This window comes from Bacteroides sp. LFL-34 (assembly GCF_027257075.1).
GTDB classification, from domain to species: Bacteria; Bacteroidota; Bacteroidia; order Bacteroidales; family Bacteroidaceae; genus Bacteroides; species Bacteroides ovatus.
The window spans coordinates 94,385-119,742 of record NZ_JAPQKZ010000002.1 but is presented as its reverse complement, the minus strand read 5'-3'; the positions used below and the strand labels follow the sequence as shown (position 1 = coordinate 119,742).

At 43.4% G+C, this 25,358-nt stretch carries 21 protein-coding genes and 1 tRNA gene; 15 read left to right on the top strand and 7 right to left on the bottom strand.

The window, feature by feature from the left end; translation table 11 throughout:
- Window positions 1-30: 30 nt before the first annotated feature.
- Window positions 31-103: transfer RNA gene (locus N5O98_RS00915), tRNA-Lys, on the top strand.
- Window positions 104-176: 73 nt separating this feature from the next.
- Here N5O98_RS00915 and N5O98_RS00910 read toward each other — a convergent pair.
- Entirely contained in the window at window positions 177-2,048 is a 1,872-nt protein-coding gene (locus tag N5O98_RS00910) for a PAS domain-containing sensor histidine kinase (RefSeq protein ID WP_022199338.1), read from the bottom strand.
- A gap of 193 nt (window positions 2,049-2,241) precedes the next feature.
- On the bottom strand, window positions 2,242-3,627 hold the full coding sequence (locus N5O98_RS00905) for a GDSL-type esterase/lipase family protein (RefSeq protein WP_004326932.1): 1,386 nt from the start codon (window positions 3,625-3,627) through the stop codon (window positions 2,242-2,244).
- Between the two features lie 91 nt (window positions 3,628-3,718).
- Here N5O98_RS00905 and N5O98_RS00900 point away from each other — a divergent pair, with 91 nt between their 5' ends.
- The 3 genes from N5O98_RS00900 (at window position 3,719) to mtgA (ending at window position 6,671) form a co-directional block, all read left to right on the top strand.
- Window positions 3,719-5,071, top strand: coding sequence for an MATE family efflux transporter (locus N5O98_RS00900; RefSeq protein WP_008643882.1), 1,353 nt, complete (start codon window positions 3,719-3,721; stop codon window positions 5,069-5,071).
- Window positions 5,072-5,233: 162 nt separating this feature from the next.
- Window positions 5,234-5,950: an OmpA family protein gene (locus N5O98_RS00895; RefSeq protein ID WP_004311588.1), complete on the top strand. Its 717-nt coding sequence runs from the start codon at window positions 5,234-5,236 to the stop codon at window positions 5,948-5,950.
- Window positions 5,928-6,671, top strand: a complete 744-nt coding sequence (mtgA, locus tag N5O98_RS00890) for a monofunctional biosynthetic peptidoglycan transglycosylase (protein ID WP_004311587.1) — start codon at window positions 5,928-5,930, stop codon at window positions 6,669-6,671. The genes N5O98_RS00895 and mtgA overlap by 23 nt, the downstream gene beginning before the upstream one ends.
- Before the next feature lie 270 nt (window positions 6,672-6,941).
- Here the strand turns inward: mtgA and N5O98_RS00885 are convergent, their stop codons facing one another.
- Window positions 6,942-7,445, bottom strand: coding sequence for an RNA polymerase sigma factor (locus N5O98_RS00885; protein ID WP_004300346.1), 504 nt, complete (start codon window positions 7,443-7,445; stop codon window positions 6,942-6,944).
- A 239-nt stretch (window positions 7,446-7,684) separates the two neighbouring features.
- Between N5O98_RS00885 and N5O98_RS00880 the strand changes: the two genes are divergently transcribed.
- The 3 genes from N5O98_RS00880 (at window position 7,685) to N5O98_RS00870 (ending at window position 9,933) form a co-directional block, all read left to right on the top strand.
- Window positions 7,685-8,245: a LemA family protein gene (locus N5O98_RS00880; protein WP_004313396.1), complete on the top strand. Its 561-nt coding sequence runs from the start codon at window positions 7,685-7,687 to the stop codon at window positions 8,243-8,245.
- A 45-nt stretch (window positions 8,246-8,290) separates the two neighbouring features.
- On the top strand, window positions 8,291-9,253 hold the full coding sequence (locus N5O98_RS00875; RefSeq protein WP_008643886.1) for a M48 family metallopeptidase: 963 nt from the start codon (window positions 8,291-8,293) through the stop codon (window positions 9,251-9,253).
- Between the two features lie 182 nt (window positions 9,254-9,435).
- Window positions 9,436-9,933 (top strand): DUF4251 domain-containing protein, encoded by a 498-nt coding sequence (locus N5O98_RS00870; RefSeq protein WP_022199337.1) that lies wholly within the window; start codon window positions 9,436-9,438, stop codon window positions 9,931-9,933.
- A 198-nt stretch (window positions 9,934-10,131) separates the two neighbouring features.
- Here N5O98_RS00870 and N5O98_RS00865 read toward each other — a convergent pair whose 3' ends face one another.
- Entirely contained in the window at window positions 10,132-10,755 is a 624-nt protein-coding gene (locus tag N5O98_RS00865; protein ID WP_004311582.1) for a trimeric intracellular cation channel family protein, read from the bottom strand.
- 92 nt (window positions 10,756-10,847) lie between these two features.
- On the opposite strand from N5O98_RS00865, the gene wecB reads away from it, so the two are divergent.
- From wecB to N5O98_RS00845, 4 genes are all read left to right on the top strand, one after another.
- On the top strand, window positions 10,848-11,933 hold the full coding sequence (gene wecB, locus N5O98_RS00860) for a non-hydrolyzing UDP-N-acetylglucosamine 2-epimerase (RefSeq protein ID WP_004311581.1): 1,086 nt from the start codon (window positions 10,848-10,850) through the stop codon (window positions 11,931-11,933).
- Window positions 11,934-12,299: 366 nt separating this feature from the next.
- Window positions 12,300-14,876 (top strand): DUF5686 and carboxypeptidase-like regulatory domain-containing protein, encoded by a 2,577-nt coding sequence (locus N5O98_RS00855; RefSeq protein WP_004311580.1) that lies wholly within the window; start codon window positions 12,300-12,302, stop codon window positions 14,874-14,876.
- Between the two features lie 6 nt (window positions 14,877-14,882).
- On the top strand, window positions 14,883-16,154 hold the full coding sequence (locus N5O98_RS00850) for a replication-associated recombination protein A (protein ID WP_004311579.1): 1,272 nt from the start codon (window positions 14,883-14,885) through the stop codon (window positions 16,152-16,154).
- A 97-nt stretch (window positions 16,155-16,251) separates the two neighbouring features.
- On the top strand, window positions 16,252-17,208 hold the full coding sequence (locus N5O98_RS00845; protein ID WP_004306363.1) for a D-2-hydroxyacid dehydrogenase: 957 nt from the start codon (window positions 16,252-16,254) through the stop codon (window positions 17,206-17,208).
- 142 nt (window positions 17,209-17,350) lie between these two features.
- Here N5O98_RS00845 and cydB read toward each other — a convergent pair whose 3' ends face one another.
- Genes cydB through N5O98_RS00830 form a run of 3 tightly spaced genes read right to left on the bottom strand, consistent with a single transcriptional unit; the run spans window position 17,351 to window position 20,335 of the window.
- Complete coding sequence (gene cydB, locus N5O98_RS00840) at window positions 17,351-18,493, bottom strand: cytochrome d ubiquinol oxidase subunit II (RefSeq protein WP_004300336.1); 1,143 nt, start codon at window positions 18,491-18,493, stop codon at window positions 17,351-17,353.
- Window positions 18,494-18,530: 37 nt separating this feature from the next.
- Window positions 18,531-20,078: a cytochrome ubiquinol oxidase subunit I gene (locus tag N5O98_RS00835; protein ID WP_004326926.1), complete on the bottom strand. Its 1,548-nt coding sequence runs from the start codon at window positions 20,076-20,078 to the stop codon at window positions 18,531-18,533.
- Window positions 20,079-20,098: 20 nt separating this feature from the next.
- Complete coding sequence (locus tag N5O98_RS00830; RefSeq protein WP_004300334.1) at window positions 20,099-20,335, bottom strand: DUF4492 domain-containing protein; 237 nt, start codon at window positions 20,333-20,335, stop codon at window positions 20,099-20,101.
- A gap of 218 nt (window positions 20,336-20,553) precedes the next feature.
- Here N5O98_RS00830 and N5O98_RS00825 point away from each other — a divergent pair, with 218 nt between their 5' ends.
- From N5O98_RS00825 to N5O98_RS00810, 4 genes are all read left to right on the top strand, one after another.
- Window positions 20,554-21,951, top strand: a complete 1,398-nt coding sequence (locus N5O98_RS00825; RefSeq protein WP_004326925.1) for a TolC family protein — start codon at window positions 20,554-20,556, stop codon at window positions 21,949-21,951.
- A 19-nt stretch (window positions 21,952-21,970) separates the two neighbouring features.
- The gene (locus N5O98_RS00820; RefSeq protein ID WP_004311574.1) at window positions 21,971-23,191 is read left to right on the top strand and encodes an efflux RND transporter periplasmic adaptor subunit; all 1,221 of its coding nucleotides are present in this window, start codon (window positions 21,971-21,973) and stop codon (window positions 23,189-23,191) included.
- Window positions 23,192-23,239: 48 nt separating this feature from the next.
- Window positions 23,240-23,983, top strand: coding sequence for an ABC transporter ATP-binding protein (locus N5O98_RS00815; RefSeq protein WP_004326924.1), 744 nt, complete (start codon window positions 23,240-23,242; stop codon window positions 23,981-23,983).
- A 120-nt stretch (window positions 23,984-24,103) separates the two neighbouring features.
- Window positions 24,104-25,324 carry an ABC transporter permease gene (locus N5O98_RS00810; protein WP_004300329.1) on the top strand — a complete coding sequence of 407 codons (1,221 nt, stop codon included), beginning with the start codon at window positions 24,104-24,106 and terminating at the stop codon, window positions 25,322-25,324.
- The last annotated feature ends 34 nt before the right edge of the window (window positions 25,325-25,358 follow it).

Sequence of the window (25,358 nt, the reverse complement as noted above, 5' to 3'; positions counted from 1 at the left end):
CCCGCATTCGAAAGAAAGCACTGAAGGACTGATTCGCTAGCTCAGCAGGTAGAGCACAACACTTTTAATGTTGGGGTCCTGGGTTCGAGCCCCAGGCGGATCACAAAACACAAAATTAATCCCTTGATAATCAGTCGTTATCAAGGGATTTTTCTTTTAATGTTCTTCACATATACTTATTCTACAAGCATAGAGCGACACGGTAATTCGATTATAAAAGTAGTACCTATCCCCAGTTGGGAATCGACTAATATCCGCCCGTTCATCTTCTCGACGATCAGTTTGCAGATAGGTAAGCCCAGACCGGCCCCTTGAGCAAAGGAATCCAACTTCTCAAACCTTTCGAATATCTTTTCAAGCATATTCTGTGGGATGCCCCGACCGGTATCTTTAACACCGATTCTGACAGATTGGTGATCTACCTCATAGAAGACTTCCACGTGTCCGGTGGCAGTGTTCTTTAAGGCATTCGAAAGGAAATTACTCAAGATCTGTTTGATACGCAATTTATCCAGTTCTACCAAAGAATCATGTGCCGGATAGTTGGTCAGAAGTTCAACGCCGGATGGTACTTGATGAGCATACTCCGCTACACTCTCGTCAAGAAGCTCGGTAAGATTAACCCAGTCCGGACGCAATTCCAGATAACCGGATTCTATTTTAGAAAGATCAATTACATCATTAATCAGATTTAATAATAGTTTGTTGTTATGTCCAATCAGAGAATTATATAGTTCCTTTTCCGCTGCATTTTCCGTACTAGTCAACAGGCTTGAAAAGCCGACAATAGCATTTAAAGGAGTACGGATTTCGTGACTCATATTAGCCAGGAAAGCAGACTTTAACCGATCGGACGCTTCAGCTTTATCACGTGCCTTGACAAGCATTTCTTCTGTCCTTTTCAGTTCTGTAATATCATAATTGATGCTGATAATCTCGATAATCCGGTCTTGCGGGGCATATTTCTTTACTAACAGATTGACATGCGTCCATGTGTATGTGCCATCCTCCCTAAGGACACGCATCTCTTTGCTAAGTTGGGTGGTAAGTCCCTTTCGTGCGTCGTCCAAAAAACGAATCAACAAGGCACGGTCATCAGGATGGAAATGCCGGTATGTGCCAAAGATGTCGGACAACGGAGTTTCATCTGCTTCACCCACATTTCTGTACCAGCTTTTTTGAGCATAGCCGTGTCCACTCAAAATATTGAAGTGGGCATAACCGACCTTGGCATAATCACCGACCAGTTCAAAGAACTCCTCAAACTCCTGAATCTTATTATAGGCTACCGTTGTTTCTGTCTTATCCGCATTAATCAATAGATAGTTTATCGGTTGGTGTTCGCTATCATATAATGTAGTCACTTTAGTCACCAAATCAATTGTACCCTGTTTCTGGGTATTCTGATAATACGAACCAACCTTCGAGAAGTCATAACGGAAAGTAAAGTCGGCATCTTCATTTTTCTTCAGCCGTTCTTTCATTTCTTTCGGAAAAATAGGACTATCAAAAATATTGATACCCAATACATCTTCTTTCTTCTCTATATGAAACATTTCTAATTCCTTATCGTTCAGATCCACCAATACCCCATCCATATCGTATAATTCGATACCAATAGGCAAATACTTGAAAATGTTAGATAAGAGACGCTCACTGTATTGCAAAGCTTGGTAAGCAGATGCCATATCAGGACCATCTTGCACTTCGGATATACCATAGATGATTTCGTTTCCGTCTTCATCCGTTTCTTGAAAGCATACCTTGCTACGTACCCAAACAGCTCCTTTCACCGTATCAAGCAAATACACCACCTCCGGCCGTTGATACACACCATAAGAATGAACAGTTGTAGAAAGTTGTTCCTCTTTCTGAATACGTTTATTGAAATCTTCAAAACTAATAATTCCGGTCTGATCCAGACCTAATAACTCTACTATAAAGTCAGAACATTCATAATTCGCAGTTGATAAATTGGCTTTCCACCATCCCATATTAGCGTTAGCCATCAACTGCGAGAAAAAGGTAAAATCTTGTAGTCTATTCATAACGCTATTTATCATTTTATTATTTTTCGGGCGCAAAAATACAGATTGGTAACAAATCTAACTTTCAGAAAGACACTTTTTTTAGCATATTATAAGAAGATTATTTGTGATTAAACTAAAAAATTTCCGGTTAAAATTTTCTCTAAAAGAGATTATTTCAACCGGAAATTTTACAATCGTCAAGTTCCTTATTTTACTTTTTCAAGGACTGATAAACAGCTTTTGCCATCACTTTAGCCCCTTCTTCATTCGGATGGATCTTATCCGGAAACAATTGGGGCATTCCGTCCATTGCTGCGTGAAGATCGATGACAGACAAGTTATTTTTCTTGGCAACCTTCTTTATCATCGGAATGATTTGTTTAGAGATGATATCATCGTTGATATTATCACCGGTCTGATAGGCTTTAGAAGGATAACAAAGATAAATCTTCGGTTGAGCTGGCAACGCTTTGAAAGCATCGACCATCGTTTGCAGATCTTTCGTGAAGTCGGCCTTATATTTCCAGTTGAATGATTTACTGTCATTCGTACCCAACTTGATAACAACGATATTAGGATTGAAAGCCAGCGCATCCTGATAAGCCTTTTCATTCATATAAGGATGATCGCCCTTGTTCAGCAGAGTGCGGGCACTGACTCCGAAATTCTTTACCCAATAAGCCTCTCCCAACATACGGCTCAACACGGCCGGATAACTGTCACGATCACGATTCTTGATACGTGCTCCATACGTAATACTATTTCCAATGCAAGCTACACGGATAGCATCTTTATGAGGTACTTTGAAACTACGGAGCCAAGACGTCAGTTCGTCCAGCATTTCATTCTTATAGAGGAAACCCTCGCGAATTCCCCATCCATGTCCGCCGGAAGGATAAATATGAAGCACTGAAGGAACATTGTTCTTGTTCAGCGCCAAATAATAATTAACTCCGTTAGCAGGCGGAACGACTTTATCATCATCACTATATACGATAAAAGCACGTGGTGTATCTTTCGTCACTTGCTTTTCATTAGAATATTCAAGTTCCAATTCAGCAGAAGCATCTTTTCCCAAAAGGTTGTCGTGAGAGCCCCTATGGGTATAAGATTTATCCATCGTAATCACAGGATAGAAAAGAATCTGAAAATTCGGACGAAGTTCGGGCTTAGCATGAGTGGCAATGGTAGAAGCCAGATGTCCACCGGCAGAAGAGCCCATGATACCAATGTCATTCGGGTTCAAATTCCAGACATCAGCACTGTCACGCACCAATTTCATTGCTGCTTCAGCATCCGAAATGGGTAATGTACGATCACCGTTCGGCATCCGGTATTTTAGCACAATCAATGCAATACCTTGTTTATTAAAGTAGGGAGCCCAATCACAGCCTTCGTGTTCGAATGCCAAATGTGAATATCCACCTCCCGGACACGCAACCACAGCACGCCCCGTTGCCAGTTCCGGCGCAGGAAGGAATACGCGAAGTGAAGGTTGTTCAATATCAAAAGGTTTCGGAGCATTTTGCGCTACCACTCGTGAACCAGCAAAAAAGAGAAGCAGCAAGATAAAAATAGTAGAAAATTTCTGTTTCATAGTATCTATGTACTTTGATTAATGAATAATTAGATGCGCGAAGATAGTAATTTTGCGTATCTTTGCACCCCATTTTGATTAGAAAAATTATATGCAAGGAATAAAGAATCTGACACAAGGCCCTATCAACCGTCAACTGTTTAATCTGGCAATGCCGATCATGGCAACGTCGTTTATCCAAATGGCATATAGCCTCACTGATATGGCGTGGGTAGGAAGACTGGGAAGTGAAGCCGTAGCCGCCATCGGTTCTGTCGGAATCCTGACCTGGATGTCCGGTTCTATCTCCTTATTAAATAAGGTAGGATCTGAAGTGAGTGTCGGACAGTCCATCGGTGCGCAAAGCCAAGAAGATGCCCGCAGTTTCGCATCTCATAACATCACGATTGCTTTGATTATTTCCATCTGTTGGGGCACACTCCTTTTTATATTTGCAGAACCTATCATACGCATCTATGAACTCGAGGATCATATTACGGCCAATGCCATCCAATATCTGCGGATTGTTTCTACCGGATTACCTTTTGTCTTCCTCTCCGCCGCCTTCACCGGAATTTATAATGCGGCAGGGCGCAGTAAAGTCCCGTTCTTTATCAGCGGCACAGGATTGATACTGAACATCATCCTAGACCCGCTCTTTATATTCGGTTTCGGGCTGGGAACCAACGGTGCGGCATACGCTACCTGGATTGCAGAAGCAAGTGTTTTCCTGATTTTCGTTTATCAGTTGCGTTGCCGGGATGCCCTGCTTGGCGGCTTCCCTTTCTTCACGCGGCTAAAGAAAAAATATACACGGAGAATCTTTAAACTGGGATTACCCGTAGCTACTTTGAATACGTTATTTGCTTTCGTCAATATGTTCCTTTGCCGCACCGCCTCGGAACAGGGAGGACACATCGGACTAATGACTTTCACCACCGGAGGGCAAATTGAAGCAATCACCTGGAATACCTCACAGGGATTCTCCACCGCACTAAGTGCCTTCATCGCCCAAAACTACGCCGCCGGACGAGTGGAACGGGTACTTAGAGCCTGGTATACGACTCTATGGATGACGGGAATCTTCGGAACATTCTGTACATTGCTATTCGTGTTCTTCGGGAATGAAGTTTTTGCCATATTCGTCCCCGAACAGGCGGCCTACGAAGCCGGAGGTGTATTCCTCCGTATCGACGGATATTCGCAGCTTTTTATGATGCTCGAAATCACCATGCAGGGAGTATTCTACGGCATCGGACGCACCATCCCTCCTGCTATTATCAGCATCAGTTGCAACTATATGCGTATTCCGCTTGCCATCCTGTTTGTACGGATGGGTATGGGAGTGGAAGGAATCTGGTGGGCAGTCTGCATCACCACGGTTGCCAAAGGGTTAATTCTTTTGAGTTGGTTCATTATTATTAAAAAGAAGTGTTTGAGTATTCCTTCAACGATAAAAGGATAATTATCATTTCCCTTTATTAACAAACAAAGGGGCTCATCCGAGTTATTTTAACTTAAAAAGTACACGCTTGCCAAATAATATGTATCTTTGCATTGTTATTAATAATGCGAAGTGATTCGTATAAAAACATTTTTTATAAACCAATTAAAAAACATCAACATTATGAACAAGATGAAATTTATGGTTCTCTTCATGAGTATTGCCATGATATTTGGTAGCTGTGGAAGTATGAACAACACTGGTAAAGGTGCTGCTATCGGTGGTGGTTCGGGCGCTGCACTAGGTGCGATCCTGGGAGGTGTTATCGGTAAAGGTAAAGGTGCTGCTATCGGTGCTGCTATTGGTACGGCAGTAGGTGCAGGTACAGGTGCTCTTATCGGTAAGAAGATGGACAAAGCAGCAGCAGAAGCAAAACAAATTGAAGGCGCACAAGTAGAACAGATAACAGACAACAACGGATTGCAAGCCGTGAAAGTAACATTCGACTCGGGTATTCTTTTCACTACCGGTAATGCAAATCTAAGTGCTGCTGCTAAATCTGCTTTAAGCAAGTTTGCCAACAATGTGCTCAACCAGAACCGGGATATGGACGTGTCTATCTACGGATATACCGACAACCAGGGCTGGAAGAACAGTACTGCTGCACAAAGCCAGCAAAAGAACCTGAACTTATCACAAGAACGTGCGCAAAGTGTGTCCAGTTACTTGTTGAGTTGCGGTGTTTCCACCAATCAGATCAAGAGTGTACAAGGAATGGGTGAAAGCGATCCCGTTGCAAGCAATGACACTGCTGCCGGTCGCGAACAAAACCGTCGTGTAGAAGTATACATGTACGCAAGTGAGCAAATGATTAAAGATGCACAAGCAGCTACTCATTAAAAAATTACTGCGCTATACGCGCAACCTGCTGATTTTCTTCTTTGCATCAACGCTACTGGCAGTGATTATTTATCGTTTCATGCCGGTTTATGTAACTCCGTTGATGGTTATCCGAAGCGTTCAGCAAGTTTTTTCAGGAGATAAACCCACGTGGAAGCACACGTGGGTTTCTTTTGATAAGATATCTCCCAACCTGCCGATGGCGGTCATAGCCTCCGAAGATAACCGTTTTGCCGAACACAACGGGTTCGACCTCGTAGAAATCAAGAAAGCGATGAAAGAAAACGAAACACGCAAACGGAAACGGGGAGCAAGCACCATCAGTCAGCAGACAGCCAAGAATGTGTTCTTATGGCCGCAATCGTCGTGGGTACGCAAAGGGCTCGAAGTCTACTTTACGTTTCTCATCGAACTCTTCTGGTCGAAAGAGCGAATCATGGAAGTCTATCTCAACTCTATAGAAATGGGAAATGGCATCTACGGCGCACAAGCAACCGCAAAAAATAAGTTCGGAACAACAGCCGACAAACTGACCCGGGGACAATGTGCACTCATCGCCGCCACCCTCCCCAACCCGATACGATTTAACTCGGCGAAACCTTCGTCATACATACTAAAACGACAAAGTCAGATATTACGGCTAATGAATCTGGTTCCTAAATTCCCACCGGAAGAGAAGGCCGTTGAAAAGAAAAAAAGCAAAAAAAAGAAAAGCAAATAACAAGAAAGAATTTATAACCTAGTTTAATTTACGATTAGACGAATAGGTGATTTACGATTAGACAATTTACGATGTACGATTGAAATAACTTTTGGAATTATAAGTACTTATCTTTGCATAAGTATCTCCTCATTCACAATTCAAATTTCAATCGTACATCGTAAATCGTTTAATCGTAAATAAAATTAGGTTATAAAAAAGGAAGGAGCAATGAGAATCTATCTCTTTGCTCCTTCTGCTAATAAGCTTGTTTGTATGCGCTATCCTCATTTATACAAAATCTTTCAATTCCTGTTGTAAACGTTGACGTGTGAAGAATATGCGGCTCTTCACTGTGCCTAATGGTAATCCTAATTTCTCTGCGATTTCGCGGTATTTAAAACCAGATACGTGCATAGAGAAAGGAATCTTATACTCCCGGGGGAGTGCGTTGACGATGCGGTGCATTTCTTTCAGGTCGTAAGCACCTTCCGTACTTTCAAATCCTGAATCTTGTGGCAGATTTAAGTGATAATAATTATCGGTTGTGTCAACAAAAGTTTGATCGCGTACTATTTTACGGTAGTTATTTATAAAGATGTTACGCATGATAGTGTACATCCATCCTTTGAAATTTGTATCCGGAACATATTTCTCCTCATTGTCTAATGCTTTTAAAGATGTTTCCTGCAATAAGTCATTTGCTTCTTCACGGTTGGCCGTCAATTTATAAGCAAAACGAAGCAACTCTTCCTGTACTCCAATTAAATCTTTTCTGAAACTTAAACTTTTCATACTTTAATGGTTTTATGGTTAATATTCGTTTTTCTCGATGTTTGCAAGTTTAAAGGTATTTTGCTTATCAAGCAGGGTAGAATCCGTTATTTTTTAGGGGGACATTCTATCAAATGACAGATTTCAGGTGCTTTCTGATAGTTTTTAGGTGGTATTTGCGAAATTTATCCCCTACTGCTTGGTTAAAAGAACCAAATAGATTACTTTTGATTTTATATTATTAAATAAAACAAAAAGCTATGACCATACTTATTATTGTAGGGATTATTGTATTGCTGGGCATCATTTTTGCTTCCATGTACAACTCATTAGTGAAATTGAGAAACAATCGTGAAAACGCGTTTGCCGACATCGATGTACAGTTGAAACAACGCCATGATCTCATTCCCCAACTGGTAGACACCGTGAAAGGATATGCCGCACACGAAAAGGAAACGCTCGATCGGGTGATTCAGGCACGTAACGGTGCAGTCGGCGCAAAAACGATTGATGATAAGATAGCTGCCGAAAACCAGTTAAGCTCTGCTCTTGCAGGATTGAAAATCACTCTCGAGGCTTATCCCGATTTGAAAGCTAATCAAAATTTCCTGCAATTACAGGAAGAAATTGCTGATGTAGAGAATAAACTGGCTGCTGTCCGCCGTTACTTCAACTCGGCAACTAAAGAATATAATAACGCCGTACAGACATTCCCATCGAATATAGTAGCAGGAATGACCGGATTCCAAAGAGAAATCATGTTCGACCTGGGGAAGAATGAACGTGCGAATCTGGATCAGGCACCTAAAATAAGTTTCTAAACTTTTTATTCACACCGTCCACTCAATTACAAAAGTTGAACACGCATGCAATACGTCGGAATCCAAACACAGCAGAGCCGGAATAATCTGCGCTCTGCGTTTCTACTGTTCCTGTTTCCCTGTCTCGTGGCAGCACTCCTCTATTTATCCTGCTACCTGTTGGTTCTTTTTGGATACGGAAAGAGTATGGAAATAGAAATAATGCCAATGGTCAATCATTTCTTCCTCTCTTCATTGCCATACACCATGGGAATCGTAATCATCTGGTTTCTGATTGCCTACTGGGCCAACACAAGCATTATCAATTCTGCCACCGGTTCCAAACCGCTGGATCGTATAGAGAATAAACGCGTTTACAACCTGGTAGAAAACCTATGTATGTCGCAAGGCATGAAGATGCCGAAAATCAATATCATCTATGACAGTTCTCTGAATGCATTTGCAAGCGGCATCAATGAACGTACATACACTGTTACCCTCTCGGAAGGTATCATCAAAAAACTGAATGATGAAGAACTGGAAGCAGTGATTGCGCATGAGCTAAGTCATATCCGCAACCGTGACGTGCGCTTGCTGATAATATCCATCGTCTTTGTCGGTATCTTCTCCATGCTGACAGAAATCACATTATATACCATCACGCACATACGTGTACGCAGCAACAGCAAAGGTAGTGGCGGTATTTTTCTTTTCATTCTACTCGCTTTAGTGATAGCTGCCATCGGTTATCTTTTCTCAAGCCTGATGCGTTTTGCCATTTCACGCAAACGCGAATACATGGCAGACGCGGGATCGGCAGAAATGACGAAGAATCCGTTGGCACTGGCCAGTGCTCTCCGCAAAATATCGGCAGATCCTGCCATCGAGGCAGTAGAAAGGAAAGACGTGGCGCAATTATTTATACAGAATCCTAAAAAGAAATCGAAAAGTATATTCAGCGGAATCAACGGATTGTTTGCCACTCATCCTCCCATTGAAAAACGAATTGAAATACTGGAACAGTTCTAAAAGCCTGTTCTAATTTTCTTCCCAAGCGTTTTTATTCAAAAGTTGATTATGCCCTTAATTGGTCTAAACTTATAAATAACAGGGATTTCTGTTTAATTTTCATTAAAGGAAACAGAACTATCCCTGTCTTTTTCTTATATTTGGTTGTTATACATATATACATCAACCTAAATACAACTGATATGAGAACGAAGAAACAAATCTTTATGCTGTTACTAGCCTTGTTAGTGGGCATCCCTACCCTTTCGGCTCAAAGTAAAAAGGAAAAGAAAGAACAGAAGAAAGAAGCCGTAAAGAAGCTGATTGAATCTGAAAACTACAAGATAGATGTCAACACCGCCATGCCGATGCGCGGACGCTCCATCCCTTTGACATCTTCCTACTCACTGGAAATCAGAAACGATTCGGTCATTTCTTATCTGCCTTATTATGGACGGGCTTACAGCATCCCCTATGGCGGAGGCGACGGGCTAAATTTTAAAGCTGTGCTCAAAGAATACAGTATGAAAATGGATAAGAAAGGAAATGCCGTCATCGAGTTTATCGCACGCAATCCTGAAGACAGGTATGAATACAGAATCAAAGTATTCCCCAATGGTTCGGCAAGCATTGATGTCAATATGCAAAACCGTCAGTCCATTAGTTTTCAGGGGGAGCTGTATATAAAGGAAGAGAAGTAAGAAACAAAAAACAAGTAAGAGAAACGGGCTAAATAATTTTGTATTATTAGGCGTGGATTGCACGGATTACACGGTTGTTAGAATGATGATTACCATACAGCAACCGTGTAATCCGTGCCTAATTTTATAATATAAACTATTAATTCTTAGCTATCCGATAGAAACAATATGAACACATTCACTCGGGCAATATCTTTTTTATTCTTCCGGCTCTTCCCCACCTTTTAATATAGGCAGGCAAATGTGATATTTTACAGCTAAGATGCGAGTCAGAAATACGGCTGATCCGCCAATCAACTGACAAGCGTAGGACTCCATACCTGCGAGATCGCAAATCCAATATGCAATACCGCCTACGACGCAAGCCATTGCGTAAATCTCCTTTCGGAAGATAAGAGGTATTTCATTGATAAATACGTCACGAATCACCCCACCGGCTGCTCCCGTAATGCTACCCATGATAATCGCCACCCAAAAAGGATACCCCAGAGCAATGCTCTTGCCTACACCTACCACGGTAAACAGTGCCAGACCGATGGTATCGAAAATGAAGAAAGTATTATTGAGCCGGATGAGCCAGCGTCCGAAACAGATGACCCATAACAAAGCCAGTCCTGTACAAATCAGATAGATAGGGTCAGTCATCCATCCCGGTGTCACGTCGAGCAGTACATCACGGATGGTACCGCCGCCGATAGCCGTAGCAAGTCCTACCACATAAGCGCCGAACCAGTCGAAACGTTTCGCCGAAGCTAGCCGGATACCACTAATAGCAAAGGCAAATGTGCCTATAAAATCAAGAATTTGAACGAATGTGGGCATATATTTGTTATTTTGTATGCAAAGTAACGAATAAATTCCGTAAGAAAATGTACTTTTGCTTCACGAATTAAACCGAATTAGGTAGAAACAATATGAAAATAACAATTGTTGCGGGGGCACGCCCCAATTTTATGAAGATAGCTCCCATTACACGCGCTATTGAAGCCGCACGGGCGCTGGGTAAAAGTATCTCTTACCGACTGGTTTATACAGGAAGGAAAGACGATACGAGTCTGGATGCTTCTCTCTTTTCGGATCTCGACATGAAAGCTCCTGATGTATATCTGGGAGTGGAAAGCAGTAATCCAACGAGTTTGACAGCCGGAATCATGGTAGCCTTTGAACAAGAACTGACGGAAAATCCGGCACACGTAGTCCTTGTGGTAGACGACTTGACCGCAACCATGAGTTGTGCCATCGTTGCCAAGAAACAAGGTATCAAGGTAGCGCATCTCGTAGCCGGAACCCGTTCTTTCGATATGAAAATGCCGAAAGAAGTCAACCGCATGATTACAGACGGACTATCCGACTATCTGTTCACAGCCGGTATGGTTGCCAACCGCAACCTGAACCAGACGGGAACGGAAAGCGAAAACGTATACTATGTAGGTAACATTCTGATTGATGCCATCCGCTATAACCGGAACCGCTTGCTCAAACCGATATGGTTCTCCGTCTTGGGACTGCAAGAAGGAAATTATCTCCTATTTACTCTCAACCGTCGTGTATTACTCGGCAATAAGGAGAATCTACGTCAGTTGATGAAAACAATCATCGACAAGTCCGCCGGTATGCCTATCGTTGCACCGCTACATACCTACGTACGTAATGCCATTAAAGAGTTGGACATCGAAGCTCCGAATCTCCATATCATGCCGCCGCAAAACTACCTGTTCTTCGGTTATCTGATAAACAAGGCGAAAGGAATCATAACAGATTCAGGAAACGTAGCCGAAGAAGCGACCTTCCTAGGTATTCCTTGTATCACACTCAACACGTATGCCGAACATCCGGAAACGTGGCGCATGGGAACCAACGAACTTGTCGGAGAAGATCCTGCCCTGCTTGCCAAAACCATGGATACACTGATGCACGGTGAATGGAAACGTGGCGAACTTCCCGAACGTTGGGACGGACGTACCGCAGAGCGTATTGTACAGATACTTACGAGCAAATAACATTTACCCGGCATGTTCCATTCCATTTCCCGGCATGGGACTGTTAGTTTCACGCCTTGAAACTAATAGTTTCACACCGAGAAACAAAGTGTTTCACACCGAGAAACCAACAGTTTCATGCCGGGAAACAAAAAGTTTCAAATGTCGAAACAAAAAGTGCCCTACAACGGGAGCAAAGGTTTCAAATACCGAAACTGGGAGAACGAAATGCGGAAATGCCCTTATCAAAAGGATTAACAGCGGGATGTTCCTTGAATTATCGGACGATATATGCTTGTAAACAACCAAAAACGATGGGTAAAAAAAGTTATATATTCTGTTATCCTTAGAGTTATTTGTTAACTTTGCAGCCCTACTACGAACGTTATGATACAACGATATAACAAAATACTTATACTGTTCTTACTCGTATTGGTAGCTTCCAATGCTTTTGCGCAGCAAATTAAAGGGGTAGTCACTGATTCGATTACCCACGAGCCATTGATGTATATCTCTGTTTACTATCAGGAGAAGAGAGATATGGGAACCATCACCAATATTGACGGAGAATACAGTCTTGACACCCGCAGAAACGGAGGAACACTGGTGTTCTCCGCTGTAGGTTATATCAGTAAAACGGTTCGGGTTGGTTCCAACAATCAGACAGTGAACGTTAAGTTAGCTCCGGATAATGTGCTCCTGAACGAGGTTGTCGTGAAACCTCAAAAGGAGAAATATTCCCGCAAAAACAATCCGGCAGTGGAATTCATGAAGAAGGTAATCGAACACAAAAAGGCACAAGTCCTCGAAGTGAACGAGTACTATCAGTACGACAAGTACGAGAAGATGAAAATGTCTATCAACGACCTCACACCGGAAAAGCTTGAAAAAGGTATCTACAAAAAATATTCATTCTTAAGAGACCAAGTGGAAGTGTCGGAAACAACCAATAAGTTGATTCTCCCAATTTCCGTACAGGAAACGTCCTCGCAAACCATCTACCGCAAAAATCCCGAAAACAAGAAAACGATTATCAAAGGAAAGAACTCCAATGGTATAGAAGAATTTTTCTCTACGGGAGATATGCTCGGTACCGTATTGAAAGACGTATTTGCCGACATCAATATCTACGATGATGATATCCGGTTGCTTCAGCAGCGTTTCGTCAGTCCGATCGGTAACAATGCCATCTCATTTTATAAATATTATCTGATGGATACATTGATGGTAAACAAACGCGAATGTGTCCACCTTACTTTTGTTCCGCAAAACTCGCAGGACTTCGGATTCACCGGCCATCTGTATGTATTGAATGATTCTACATACGCCGTTCAGAAATGTACAATGAACCTGCCTAAAAAGACCGGAGTCAACTTTGTCAACCGCATGGACATCACGCAACAGTATGAGCAACTGCCCAACGGCAACTGGGTGTTGGCGGATGATGACATGACCGTAGACCTTTCCTGGAATTCCAACAAAACAGCAGGTGGATTGCAGGTGGAACGAACCACGAAATATAGTAACTATAAATTCGATCCTATTGAACAACGACTGTTCCGGTTGAAAGGCAGCGTGATAAAAGAAGCGGATATGCTCTCGAAAAGCGATGAGTACTGGGCGAGTGTCCGTCAAGTACCATTGACAAAGAAAGAAAGTTCGATGGATGTATTCGTCAACCGTCTCGAACAGATTCCGGGATTCAAATACATCATCTTCGGAGCGAAAGCACTGATTGAGAACTTTGTAGAAACAGGAAGCAAAGAGCATCCGAGCAAAGTGGACATCGGCCCTATCAACACCATGATTTCGAGCAATTACATTGATGGTACCCGTTTCCGGTTGAGCGGTATGACTACGGCTCATTTCGACAAGCACTGGTTCTTGAGCGGATACGGAGCGTACGGTCTGAAAGACGAACGCTGGAAATATAGCGGAACGGTGACTTATTCGTTCAACAAACGCGATTATGTGGTTTGGGAGTTCCCGAAACATTATCTTTCGGCAACGTACAGTTATGACGTAATGTCTCCGATGGACAAATTCCTGTTTACGGATAAAGATAATATCTTCCTGTCGGTCAAAACAACGACAGTAGACCAAATGTCGTATATGCGCGACGCCACCATTAATTATGAACTCGAAACGCTGACCGGATTCGGAGTGAAAGCCATGTTGCGACACCGTAACGACGAACCGACCGGCAAACTGGAATATCTGCGTAATGATGCCGCACAAACCCGTGTGCACGATGTCACAACTTCCGAAGCAAGTCTGACGCTGCGCTATGCGCCGGGCGAATCATTTGTCAATTCCAAGCAACGCCGCGTGCCTGTGTCGCTGGACGCTCCTATCTTTACGCTCACTCATGCCATGGGTTTCAAAGGCGTATTGGGTGGAGATTACAACTTTAACCGTACGGAAGCAAGTGTGTGGAAACGTTTCTGGCTCCCGGCTTCCTGGGGAAAGATTGATTGCAGCGTGAAAGCAGGTGCAGAATGGAACACAGTTCCTTTCCCGTTGTTAATCCTGCCGGAAGCCAACTTGTCCTACATCACCCAGCGCGAAACGTTCAACTTGATTAATAACATGGAATTCCTGAACGACCGTTACGCTTCCATGTCATTATCCTACGACATGAATGGAAAACTCTTCAACCGTATTCCTCTTATCAAGAACCTGAAATGGAGGGAAATGTTCCGTGTACGTGCTTTGTGGGGAACATTGACGGACAAGAACAATCCGTTCAAGAGCAACAATCCCGATTTGTTCCGTTTCCCGACACGTGACGGTAAGTTCACCAGTTTCGTGATGGACCCGAAAGTGCCGTATGTCGAAGCAAGTGTAGGTATCTACAACATTTTCAAGTTGCTGCACGTTGAGTATGTACATCGTTTCACTTATCGTGATAATCCGGGTATCAACAAAAACGGTATCCGCTTCATGGTATTAATGGTATTCTAAAAAATTATGCAACCACTAGCAGAACGGTTACGGCCAAAGACTTTGGATGATTATATCGGTCAGAAACATTTAGTTGGACCGGGGGCTATCTTGCGGAAAATGATTGACGCAGGACGCATCTCTTCGTTTATTCTCTGGGGACCTCCCGGAGTGGGTAAAACAACCCTTGCGCAAATCATTGCCAACAAACTGGAAACACCTTTCTATACGTTAAGTGCCGTGACTTCCGGTGTGAAGGATGTGCGCGAAGTGATAGAACGTGCCAAGAGCAACCGCTTCTTTTCACAGTCCAGCCCGATTCTGTTTATCGATGAAATCCATCGGTTCAGCAAGTCGCAGCAGGATTCTCTGTTGGGAGCGGTAGAGAACGGAACAGTCACACTGATTGGCGCAACAACGGAGAATCCGTCGTTCGAAGTCATCCGCCCTCTCCTATCCCGTTGCCAGCTTTATGTACTCAAATCTTTGGAAAAAGAAGATTTGCTGGAACTTCTGCAACGTGCCATCACTACGGATGCCATACTGAAGGAACGAAAAATTGAATTGAAAGAAACAACAGCTATGCTGCGCTTCTCCGGTGGAGATGCCCGCAAACTGCTTAATATATTGGAACTTGTTGTGCAATCGGAGACGGAGGAAACAGTTGTCATCACCGATGAAATGGTGACCGAACGCTTGCAACAGAATCCACTGGCTTATGATAAGGATGGAGAGATGCATTATGACATTATCTCGGCTTTCATCAAGTCTATCCGCGGTAGCGATCCTGACGGAGCGATCTACTGGCTTGCCCGTATGGTGGAAGGAGGCGAAGATCCGGCTTTCATTGCCCGCCGACTGGTGATCTCGGCTGCCGAGGATATTGGTCTGGCAAACCCGAATGCATTGCTTCTCGCTAATGCGTGCTTTGATACATTGATGAAAATCGGTTGGCCCGAAGGACGGATTCCTTTGGCTGAAACAACGATTTATCTGGCTACCAGTCCAAAAAGTAATTCGGCATACAGTGCGATTAACGATGCACTGGAGCTAGTCCGTTCAACCGGTAATCTGCCTGTGCCCTTGCATCTGCGCAATGCTCCGACCAAACTGATGAAACAGTTGGGATACGGACAGGAATATAAATATGCGCACAGCTATGAAGGTAACTTTGTCAAACAGCAATTTCTTCCGGACGAGCTGAAAGACAAACGAATATGGCAACCGCAAAACAATCCGGCAGAACAGAAACATGCCGAGCGAATGATACAGTTGTGGGGAGACAAATTTAAGAAATAAGTGTTCGTAAAATAAGTCACTCCCTTCTGTAAGAGAAGCTAAAAGCACAATAAAGCAGTAGGAAACATTATAACATATTAATAATATTGAAATTGAAATGAAGATTGTAGTTTTAGACGGCTATGCCGCCAATCCCGGAGATTTATCCTGGGAAGGTATGAAGGTGCTTGGAGAATGTACAATTTATGATCGTACAGCTCCGGAAGAGGTATTAGAACGTGCAGCCGGTGCAGAAGCAATTCTGACTAACAAGGTAATCATCAATGCAGACCACATGGCTGCACTGCCCGAACTGAAATATATCGGTGTGTTGGCTACCGGATACAATGTGGTAGACACAGCTGCTGCAAAAGAACGGGGAATCGTCGTTACTAATATTCCTTCATACAGCACCGCTTCCGTTGCTCAAATGGTATTTGCGCATATCCTGAACATCACTCAACAAGTGCAACACCACTCTGAAGAAGTGCATAAAGGTCGTTGGGCTAATAACAAGGATTTCTGTTTTTGGGATACTCCATTGATGGAACTACGGGAAAAGAAAATCGGTCTGGTAGGACTGGGAAATACCGGATATACCACAGCGCGCGTTGCTATCGGTTTCGGTATGCAAGTGTATGCATTGACTTCTAAATCTCACTTCCAGTTGCCACCGGAAATCAAGAAGATGGATTTAGATCAGTTGTTCAGCGAATGTGATATTATCAGTTTGCACTGCCCGCTTACTCCGGAGACACGCGAAATGGTAAATGCACGCCGTTTGGGTATGATGAAGCCGACAGCTATTTTAATCAACACCGGTCGCGGCCCGCTTATCAACGAACAAGACCTTGCAGACGCTTTGAACAATGGCAAGATTTATGCAGCCGGAGTAGACGTGCTTTCTACTGAACCGCCTTGTGCCGACAATCCATTACTAACTGCGAAGAACTGCTACATCACTCCGCACATTGCCTGGGCAACCATCGAGGCTCGTGAACGTCTGATGAATATTGCAATCAGTAACCTTCAGGCTTACATTGCCGGAAAACCGGAGAATATAGTCAATAAATAAAAAGCGATATATCCGAAAGGATAGAAAAGGCTTATATATAAAAACTCCCCTCATTTAACTTCTCTACCATGACATAAAGAATTAAATAAGGGGAGTTTATTTGTTCCTACAAGAATCTCAATTCGAAATTCTATGTGGACAATTAATATGAGTGTCCTCCTTCATCCATTTCTTTCTCGGTAATTTTGTGACGATCGATACTACGCCAAGCATAGAAAATATATGCAATTACGAATGGAACAAGAATAGAGACATAGGCCATTGTCTTTAGTGTAAATTCGCTGGAACAGCTATTGGCTAAAGTTAATGAGCTTTGCAGGTCTGTATATGACGGATAATAAGCGGTATTGTTGTACCCTGCTACCAGCAATAAAGATAAAACAGTCAGTACCGTACCGATTCCCGTAAACCAGATTCCTTTATCAAACGTCTTTTTAAGCAATGTCTTTCCAATGCCGAAAAGAACCAGTACCACACCAATCAGGAATAAAGCCAACACTACCGGCATTTCGATAAAGTTAGTGAGATACTTATATGGCTGCATATAAATTTCCTGTGTATCCGGATTAACGGCAAAGCCATCAGATACCAATGTACGAATGACAAATGCCAAAAAGAATACAAGGAACAAAACTGTATTATTTCGTACTGCACGACGACATTTATCGGTCAGCTCTTTATCATCAATATTATTAATGAAATAGAGAGATCCCAACACACGGGCAAGGAAGAAGACAGCCAATCCAAGAATAACATTCCAAATGTTGGTCAGTGCATCCAATCCGTGCCAGCCATTTCCCCAATGACTGATTACCGGCATAATGGTATCTGTCATATTGGCCTTATTAATATAGAAATCAGAACCGGTAAAGAAAGTAGCCACTGCCCCACCAAGTAACACAGGACCTACCACTCCATTAATCACCAAAAAAGTCCGGTATGTCTTTTTACCTAACAGATTTCCGGCTTTACTCTGAAACTCATAACTGACAGCCTGCAATACAAAACTGAAAAGTATAATCATCCAAAGCCAATATGCACCGCCGAAACTGGTACTGTAAAACAAGGGGAAAGAAGCGAAGAAAGCTCCTCCAAATGTAACCAATGTAGTAAACGTAAACTCCCACTTACGTCCGGTAGAATTCACCATCATCTTACGATGTTCCTCGGTTTTACCCAAGCAGAACAACAAAGAATTACCTCCTTGTACAAACAATAAGAACACGAGTATGGCCCCTAACAAGGAAACGACAAGCCACCAATATTGTTGCAAAAATATATACATATAGCTAAAATATTAAGTAATGAGTAATAGGTAATTATCAATTCTCCGGTCCTTTTTTAATAGCCTTTACCATAATTCCGACACCTGCAATCAGCATCACTGTAAACAGGAGCAGGAAGATAAAGAAAGTCGTTTGTACAGAGCTTACATCCAGTTTGGAGATGGCAGCCATTGTCGGCAGCATATCACGGATAGCCCACGGTTGACGCCCACATTCGGCAACCACCCATCCGGCTTGTCCGGCGATGTATCCCAAAGGAATTGTCAGCAGAGCAATCCAGTGCATCCAACGCATCTGGCTTAAATCTTTCTTATAGATAAAGAAGAGAACGACAATAAAGAACAGGATGAAGTATCCGCCCAAGATTACCATTACACGGAATGCATAAAAGTTCAGAGGAACATTCGGAACCAGTTGGTTCACATCTTTGATATATCCGTAACCGAAATATGGAATATTTTCCTGTAATACTTTATATGCAATTTGAGCATCTTCCTCATGTCCTGCACTCTTTGCTGCACGATAGGCAGCCAATGCACCGATAGCCGTTTTTCCACGTTCTATCTTCTCGGCAGCAGAAAGAGCTGTCGATCCGTCTTTCTGTTGATAACCACCCTCGATGATATTTGTAATACCAGGAACGTAGCCGTCTACATTACGTTCTGCAAGGAAAGAAAGCATGCTGGGAATTTCAAAACGGAAGAGGAAAGGATCTTTCCCATCGTTGTAAGTCTTCTTTTCCGGGTTCAACACTCCTATTCCAACCAGACCTACATTAGTGCCGCCTTCATACAGACCTTCCACAGCAGCCAGTTTCATCGGTTGCGTCTGGGCAATCTGATAACCGGAACCATCACCTGTCCAAACAGAAAGCAACGATGCTACTAATCCGAAAATCGCCCCAATTTTGATGCTGGCAAGCGCAAACTCACGATTACGTTTCTTCAGCAGATACCAACAACTGATGCCGACTACAAAAACAGCGCCCAGCACCCAGCCGGACAATACCGTATGGAAGAATTTATTGACCGCTACAGGTGACGTAGCCACTGCCCAGAAATCTACCATCTCGTTACGAACTGTATCAGGATTGAATTCCATACCTACCGGATGCTGCATCCATGCGTTGGCAACGAGAATCCACCAGGCAGAAATCGTAGCCCCCAAGCCTGTAAGCCAGGTAGAAGCCAAGTGGAAACGTTTACTTACTTTGCCCCATCCAAAGAACATGACGGCGATAAATGTGGCTTCCATAAAGAATGCCAAAATACCTTCAATAGCCAACGGAGCACCGAAGATATCTCCTACAAACCATGAATAATTGCTCCAGTTCGTACCGAACTCAAACTCCAGAATCAAACCGGTTGCCACACCAATGGCAAAGTTTATACCGAAGAGTTTCATCCAAAACTGGGCAGTCTTTTTCCAAAATTCATTGCCTGTTTTATAATACAGCGTCTCCATGATTCCCATCACCACTGCCAGTCCGAGTGTGAGAGGAACAAAAATCCAGTGGTACATGGCTGTCATCGCAAATTGGGCTCTCGACCAATCGATCAGCGAGGTGTCAATACTTTCAATCATAATCCTATGTAGTTTAAGAGTTAAAAATCAGTAGATTTACCGGGGATGGCACGTTCTATCAGTTCGTTTCCCACGTATGTTCCCTTGTCGTCATCCGTAGGATGGTCACGGAGGAAATCAGGGAAAAAGAACATTTTAAGGATGAAGAACATAACGAATAATTTCAGCAGAATGATAACCCACAGGGTACGCCCCAAGGTCATACTACGGAAGCCCTCCAAATAGAAGTTCCAGATCGTAAGCAGTGTATTCTTCATATGTTGACGTTATAATTTGTAATGAGTACAAATATACATTTTTTATAATTAAAACAAACAACTAGTCAAAAAAGTTGTGTGATTTGTTGTGTTTTTCTTCAAAAACCTGCCTATCGACAGAAAAAAAACATTTAACGGCGAAATTACGTCATCCGTCTATCGTTTTTGCGGCATATATAATATGTACGTACCTTCGCTAACAGTAAATCAATAGAAGTATGAATATGATAAATGTAAGAAGATTGACAGTGATGACATTTCTTGGAGCAGGTATGCTGTCCGGCATATCTGCCCAAGTTTCTCCGCTGCAAGTCGATACGCTGAAAGAAACGAAAATTCCGGCTCAATGGGATTTGCAGTCATGCATCGACTACGCAAAAGAGCAGAACATCACGATTCGCAAGAACCGGATCACTGCGGCCAGCACGCAGATTGATGTAAAGACAGCTAAGGCTGCCTTGTTTCCCAGTCTTTCGTTCTCTACCAGCCAGCAGGTGGTGAATCGTCCGTATCAGGAGACGAGTAGTCGGGTAAGCGGCAGCGAAATTATCAGTAGCAATAGTAAAACGAGCTACAATGGTAATTATGGACTGAATGCGTCGTGGACTCTATATAATGGTAATAAAAGACTGAAAACCATCCAGCAGGAAAAGTTGAACAATCAGGTAGCCGAACTGGACGTAGCGACTTCCGAAAATAACATTCAGGAATCTATCGCCCAAGTGTATATCCAGATTCTTTATGCAGCCGAGTCTGTCAAAGTAAACGAAAGTACCCTGCAAGTCTCTATTGCGCAGCGTGACCGCGGACAGGAACTTCTGAACGCCGGAAGTATTGCTAAAAGCGACTTCGCCCAACTGGAAGCACAGGTGAGCACAGACCGATACCAACTTGTCACAGCGCAAGCCACTCTTGAAGATTACAAATTACAACTGAAACAATTGCTCGAACTGGATGGGGAGAATGAAATGAACATCTACCTCCCTGCCCTGTCCGACGAAAATGTACTGGCTCCGTTGCCTACCAAAAAAGATGTGTACATTCGTGCATTGAGTCTTCGCCCAGAGATTGAAGCTAGCAAACTTAATGTAGAGGCTTCCGAACTGGGTATCGGTATTGCCAAATCAAGTTATTTGCCCACAATCAGCCTTAGCGCAGGAATCGGAACCAACCACACCAGCGGCAGTGACTTCACTTTCGGAGAGCAAGTAAAAAACGGATGGAACAATTCGATCGGATTGTCTGTCAGTGTGCCGATCTTCAATAACCGTCAAACTAAAAGTGCCGTACAGAAAGCAAAATTGCAATACGAGACGAGCATGTTATCCTTGCTTGACGAACAAAAAACTCTGTACAAGACCATCGAAGGACTCTGGCTGGATGCTAACAGTGCACAGCAACGTTATGCAGCAGCAAACGAGAAGTTGAAGAGTACACAAATCAGCTATGAGTTAATTAGCGAACAGTTTAATCTGGGAATGAAGAATACCATAGAACTTCTTACTGAAAAGAACAACTTGCTACAAGCACAGCAGGAACAGCTTCAAGCCAAATATATGGCTATACTGAATATGCAGTTGCTGAAGTTCTATCAGGGAGATCAATTAGCAATCTAAATAAAAGCATAATAAACGAATGAAAACGAAAAAGATTATCTTAATCGCTGTGGCAGTCGTTGTGGTAGCAGGTGCAGGAATCTGGTTCTTTGCAGGTTCACCGGCCAAGCACAAAGTCACCTACGCCACTGCCAACGTGAGCAAAGGCGATATTTCAAATTCGGTAACTGCTACCGGAACCATCGAACCGGTGACGGAAGTAGAAGTCGGTACGCAGGTTTCCGGTATCATCGACAAGATTTACGTAGATTACAACTCGGTAGTAACCAAAGGACAGTTGATTGCCGAAATGGACCGTGCCACATTGCAAAGCGAACTGGCATCACAACAGGCAACGTACGATGGTGCAAAAGCCGAATATGAATATCAGAAGAAGAATTATGAACGTAGCAAAGGCTTACACGAAAAGTCACTGATTAGTGATACGGATTTCGAACAGGCCCTCTACAACTATCAGAAAGCGAAAAGTAGCTATGATAGCAGTAAGGCATCGCTCGCAAAAGCAGAACGTAACCTGGCTTATGCTACTATCACCTCACCGATTGACGGAGTAGTCATCAGCCGTGATGTGGAAGCAGGACAAACCGTTGCTTCCGGATTCGAAACTCCGACACTGTTCACCATTGCTGCCGACCTGACACAGATGCAGGTAGTAGCCGATGTGGATGAAGCTGATATAGGCGGTGTAATAGAAGGCCAGCGTGCCAGCTTCACGGTAGATGCTTATCCGAATGATGTATTCGAAGGTGTAGTTACACAAATTCGTCTGGGAGATGCAAGCAGTACGAGCAGTACAAGCACCACCACTACAGTAGTTACTTATGAAGTTGTAATCTCTGCTCCCAACCCTGATTTGAAACTGAAACCTCGTTTGACAGCTAATGTCACGATCTATATTCTTGATAAAAAGGATGTGTTGTCTGTCCCGAACAAAGCACTGCGATTCACACCTGAAAAACCGTTAATCGGTAATAATGACATCATAAAAGATTGCGAAGGCGAACATAAACTCTGGACTCGTGAAGGAACCACATTCACCGCTCATCCGGTAGAAGTAGGAATCAGCAACGGTATATCTACAGAAATTATCAGTGGCATTTCCGAAGGAACAAAAGTAGTGACCGAAGCTACCATAGGAGCAATGCCCGGTGAAAATGTGGCTGCTGAAGGAAATCAGGAAAGTGGCGGAGAAAGAAGTCCGTTCATGCCTGGCCCTCCGGGAAGCAAGAAGAAAAAATAATTATTCAATGTGCCAATCCGTTATTGGCACATTAACACATTATTTACGATGAAAAAAGTAATTGAAATACAAAATATCAAACGTAACTTTCAGGTAGGCGACGAAACCGTCCACGCATTGCGGGGCGTTTCGTTCAATATCAATGAAGGAGAGTTTGTTACCATCATGGGGACTTCCGGTTCGGGAAAATCCACGCTGCTTAATATATTAGGCTGCCTGGACACCCCGACCAGTGGAGAATATCTGCTCGACGATATTCCCGTACGTACAATGAGCAAGCCTCAACGTGCAGTACTAAGAAACCGGAAGATTGGCTTCGTGTTCCAAAGCTACAACTTGTTACCTAAAACGACGGCTGTAGAAAATGTGGAACTACCGCTTATGTACAACTCTGCCGTGAGCGCTTCCGAACGCCGTCGCCGCGCCATCGAATCCCTACAGGCTGTAGGATTGGGAGACCGTCTGGAACATAAATCCAACCAGATGTCCGGTGGACAGATGCAACGCGTTGCCATCGCACGCGCATTGGTCAACAATCCGGCAGTGATTCTTGCCGACGAAGCGACTGGAAACCTCGATAGCCGTACCTCTTTCGAGATACTTGTACTGTTTCAAAAGCTTCATACAGAGGGACGTACGATTATCTTTGTAACACATAATCCCGAACTTTCGCAATATAGCAGCCGGAATATCCGTCTGCGTGACGGTCAGGTTATAGAAGATACAACCAATCCGAAAATTCTGTCTGCTGCCGAAGCGCTGGCCGCATTGCCGAAAAACGACGAGGATTAATAATTATTCAATGTGCCGATATACTAATGTGCCGATTGGCTGTACAATAAACAAGTTGGGAGAGTATACCTTCAGGAAATTGCCCCATTAGTATATGGACAAATTAGCAAATTATTCATTATGAATGGAACTAATTTATTTAAGATAGCTCTCCGGGCATTGGCGAACAATAAGCTGCGTGCTTTTCTAACCATGCTTGGTATCATTATCGGTGTTGCTTCTGTCATCACGATGCTGGCTATCGGACAAGGTTCGAAGAAAAGCATCCAGCAGCAGATTTCCGAGATGGGATCGAACATGATTATGATTCATCCGGGAGCCGATATGCGTGGAGGTGTCCGGCAAGACCCGTCTGCTATGCAGACTTTGAAGCTTGCCGACTACGAAGCCTTGCGTGATGAGACAAGTTTCCTGTCCGCCATCAGTCCCAATGTTTCATCATCGGGGCAACTCATTGCCGGAAACAACAACTACCCAGCTTCCGTGAACGGTGTCGGAACAGAATACCTCGACATCCGCCAGCTGACTGTTGAAAACGGAGAGATGTTCACTGAAGCCGACATACAGAGTTCGGCCAAAGTATGTGTGATTGGAAAGACTATAGTAGACAATCTTTTTCCGGACGGAAGTGATCCGGTAGGTAAGATTATTCGTTTTAGTAAAATACCGCTTCGTGTGGTAGGTGTGCTCAAAGCCAAAGGCTACAACTCTATGGGACAAGACCAAGATGCAGTAGTACTTGCGCCATACACCACAGTGATGAAACGTCTGCTTGCCGTTACGTATTTGCAGGGAGTGTTTGCCTCTGCCCTTACCGAAGATATGACGGATTATGCTACTGACGAAATCAGTACGATCCTCCGTCGCAACCATAAGCTGAAAGCTTCGGATGACGATGATTTTACTATCCGTACCCAACAGGAATTGAGTACAATGCTCAACTCAACCACCGATTTGATGACAACCCTGCTGGCTTGTATCGCAGGTATTTCATTGGTAGTAGGTGGTATCGGAATTATGAATATCATGTATGTATCCGTTACGGAACGTACCCGTGAAATCGGTCTGCGTATGTCTGTCGGTGCACGTGGAGTCGATATTCTAAGCCAATTCCTTATCGAGGCCATCATGATTAGTATCACGGGAGGTATCATCGGAGTGATTATCGGTTGCGGGGCCAGCTGGATTGTCAAGAGCGTAGCGCATTGGCCTATCTATATCCAGCCGTGGAGTGTATTCCTTTCCTTCGCAGTATGTACCGTTACGGGCGTCTTCTTCGGATGGTATCCGGCTAAGAAAGCAGCAGATTTAGACCCGATAGAAGCCATCAGATACGAATAATTGATTGACAACCGTCGGTTGTCAATTAAAAAAA

What these genes read in the sequence shown, in the direction of transcription:
- N5O98_RS00910 (WP_022199338.1), bottom strand. Translation starts at nt 2,048, where the DNA reads ATGAATAGACTACAAGATTTTACCTTTTTCTCGCAGTTGATGGCTAAC.
- N5O98_RS00905 (WP_004326932.1), bottom strand. Translation starts at nt 3,627, where the DNA reads ATGAAACAGAAATTTTCTACTATTTTTATCTTGCTGCTTCTCTTTTTT.
- N5O98_RS00900 (WP_008643882.1), top strand. Translation starts at nt 3,719, where the DNA reads ATGCAAGGAATAAAGAATCTGACACAAGGCCCTATCAACCGTCAACTG.
- N5O98_RS00895 (WP_004311588.1), top strand. Translation starts at nt 5,234, where the DNA reads ATGAACAAGATGAAATTTATGGTTCTCTTCATGAGTATTGCCATGATA.
- mtgA (WP_004311587.1), top strand. Translation starts at nt 5,928, where the DNA reads ATGCACAAGCAGCTACTCATTAAAAAATTACTGCGCTATACGCGCAAC.
- N5O98_RS00885 (WP_004300346.1), bottom strand. Translation starts at nt 7,445, where the DNA reads ATGAAAAGTTTAAGTTTCAGAAAAGATTTAATTGGAGTACAGGAAGAG.
- N5O98_RS00880 (WP_004313396.1), top strand. Translation starts at nt 7,685, where the DNA reads ATGACCATACTTATTATTGTAGGGATTATTGTATTGCTGGGCATCATT.
- N5O98_RS00875 (WP_008643886.1), top strand. Translation starts at nt 8,291, where the DNA reads ATGCAATACGTCGGAATCCAAACACAGCAGAGCCGGAATAATCTGCGC.
- N5O98_RS00870 (WP_022199337.1), top strand. Translation starts at nt 9,436, where the DNA reads ATGAGAACGAAGAAACAAATCTTTATGCTGTTACTAGCCTTGTTAGTG.
- N5O98_RS00865 (WP_004311582.1), bottom strand. Translation starts at nt 10,755, where the DNA reads ATGCCCACATTCGTTCAAATTCTTGATTTTATAGGCACATTTGCCTTT.
- wecB (WP_004311581.1), top strand. Translation starts at nt 10,848, where the DNA reads ATGAAAATAACAATTGTTGCGGGGGCACGCCCCAATTTTATGAAGATA.
- N5O98_RS00855 (WP_004311580.1), top strand. Translation starts at nt 12,300, where the DNA reads ATGATACAACGATATAACAAAATACTTATACTGTTCTTACTCGTATTG.
- N5O98_RS00850 (WP_004311579.1), top strand. Translation starts at nt 14,883, where the DNA reads ATGCAACCACTAGCAGAACGGTTACGGCCAAAGACTTTGGATGATTAT.
- N5O98_RS00845 (WP_004306363.1), top strand. Translation starts at nt 16,252, where the DNA reads ATGAAGATTGTAGTTTTAGACGGCTATGCCGCCAATCCCGGAGATTTA.
- cydB (WP_004300336.1), bottom strand. Translation starts at nt 18,493, where the DNA reads ATGTATATATTTTTGCAACAATATTGGTGGCTTGTCGTTTCCTTGTTA.
- N5O98_RS00835 (WP_004326926.1), bottom strand. Translation starts at nt 20,078, where the DNA reads ATGATTGAAAGTATTGACACCTCGCTGATCGATTGGTCGAGAGCCCAA.
- N5O98_RS00830 (WP_004300334.1), bottom strand. Translation starts at nt 20,335, where the DNA reads ATGAAGAATACACTGCTTACGATCTGGAACTTCTATTTGGAGGGCTTC.
- N5O98_RS00825 (WP_004326925.1), top strand. Translation starts at nt 20,554, where the DNA reads ATGAATATGATAAATGTAAGAAGATTGACAGTGATGACATTTCTTGGA.
- N5O98_RS00820 (WP_004311574.1), top strand. Translation starts at nt 21,971, where the DNA reads ATGAAAACGAAAAAGATTATCTTAATCGCTGTGGCAGTCGTTGTGGTA.
- N5O98_RS00815 (WP_004326924.1), top strand. Translation starts at nt 23,240, where the DNA reads ATGAAAAAAGTAATTGAAATACAAAATATCAAACGTAACTTTCAGGTA.
- N5O98_RS00810 (WP_004300329.1), top strand. Translation starts at nt 24,104, where the DNA reads ATGAATGGAACTAATTTATTTAAGATAGCTCTCCGGGCATTGGCGAAC.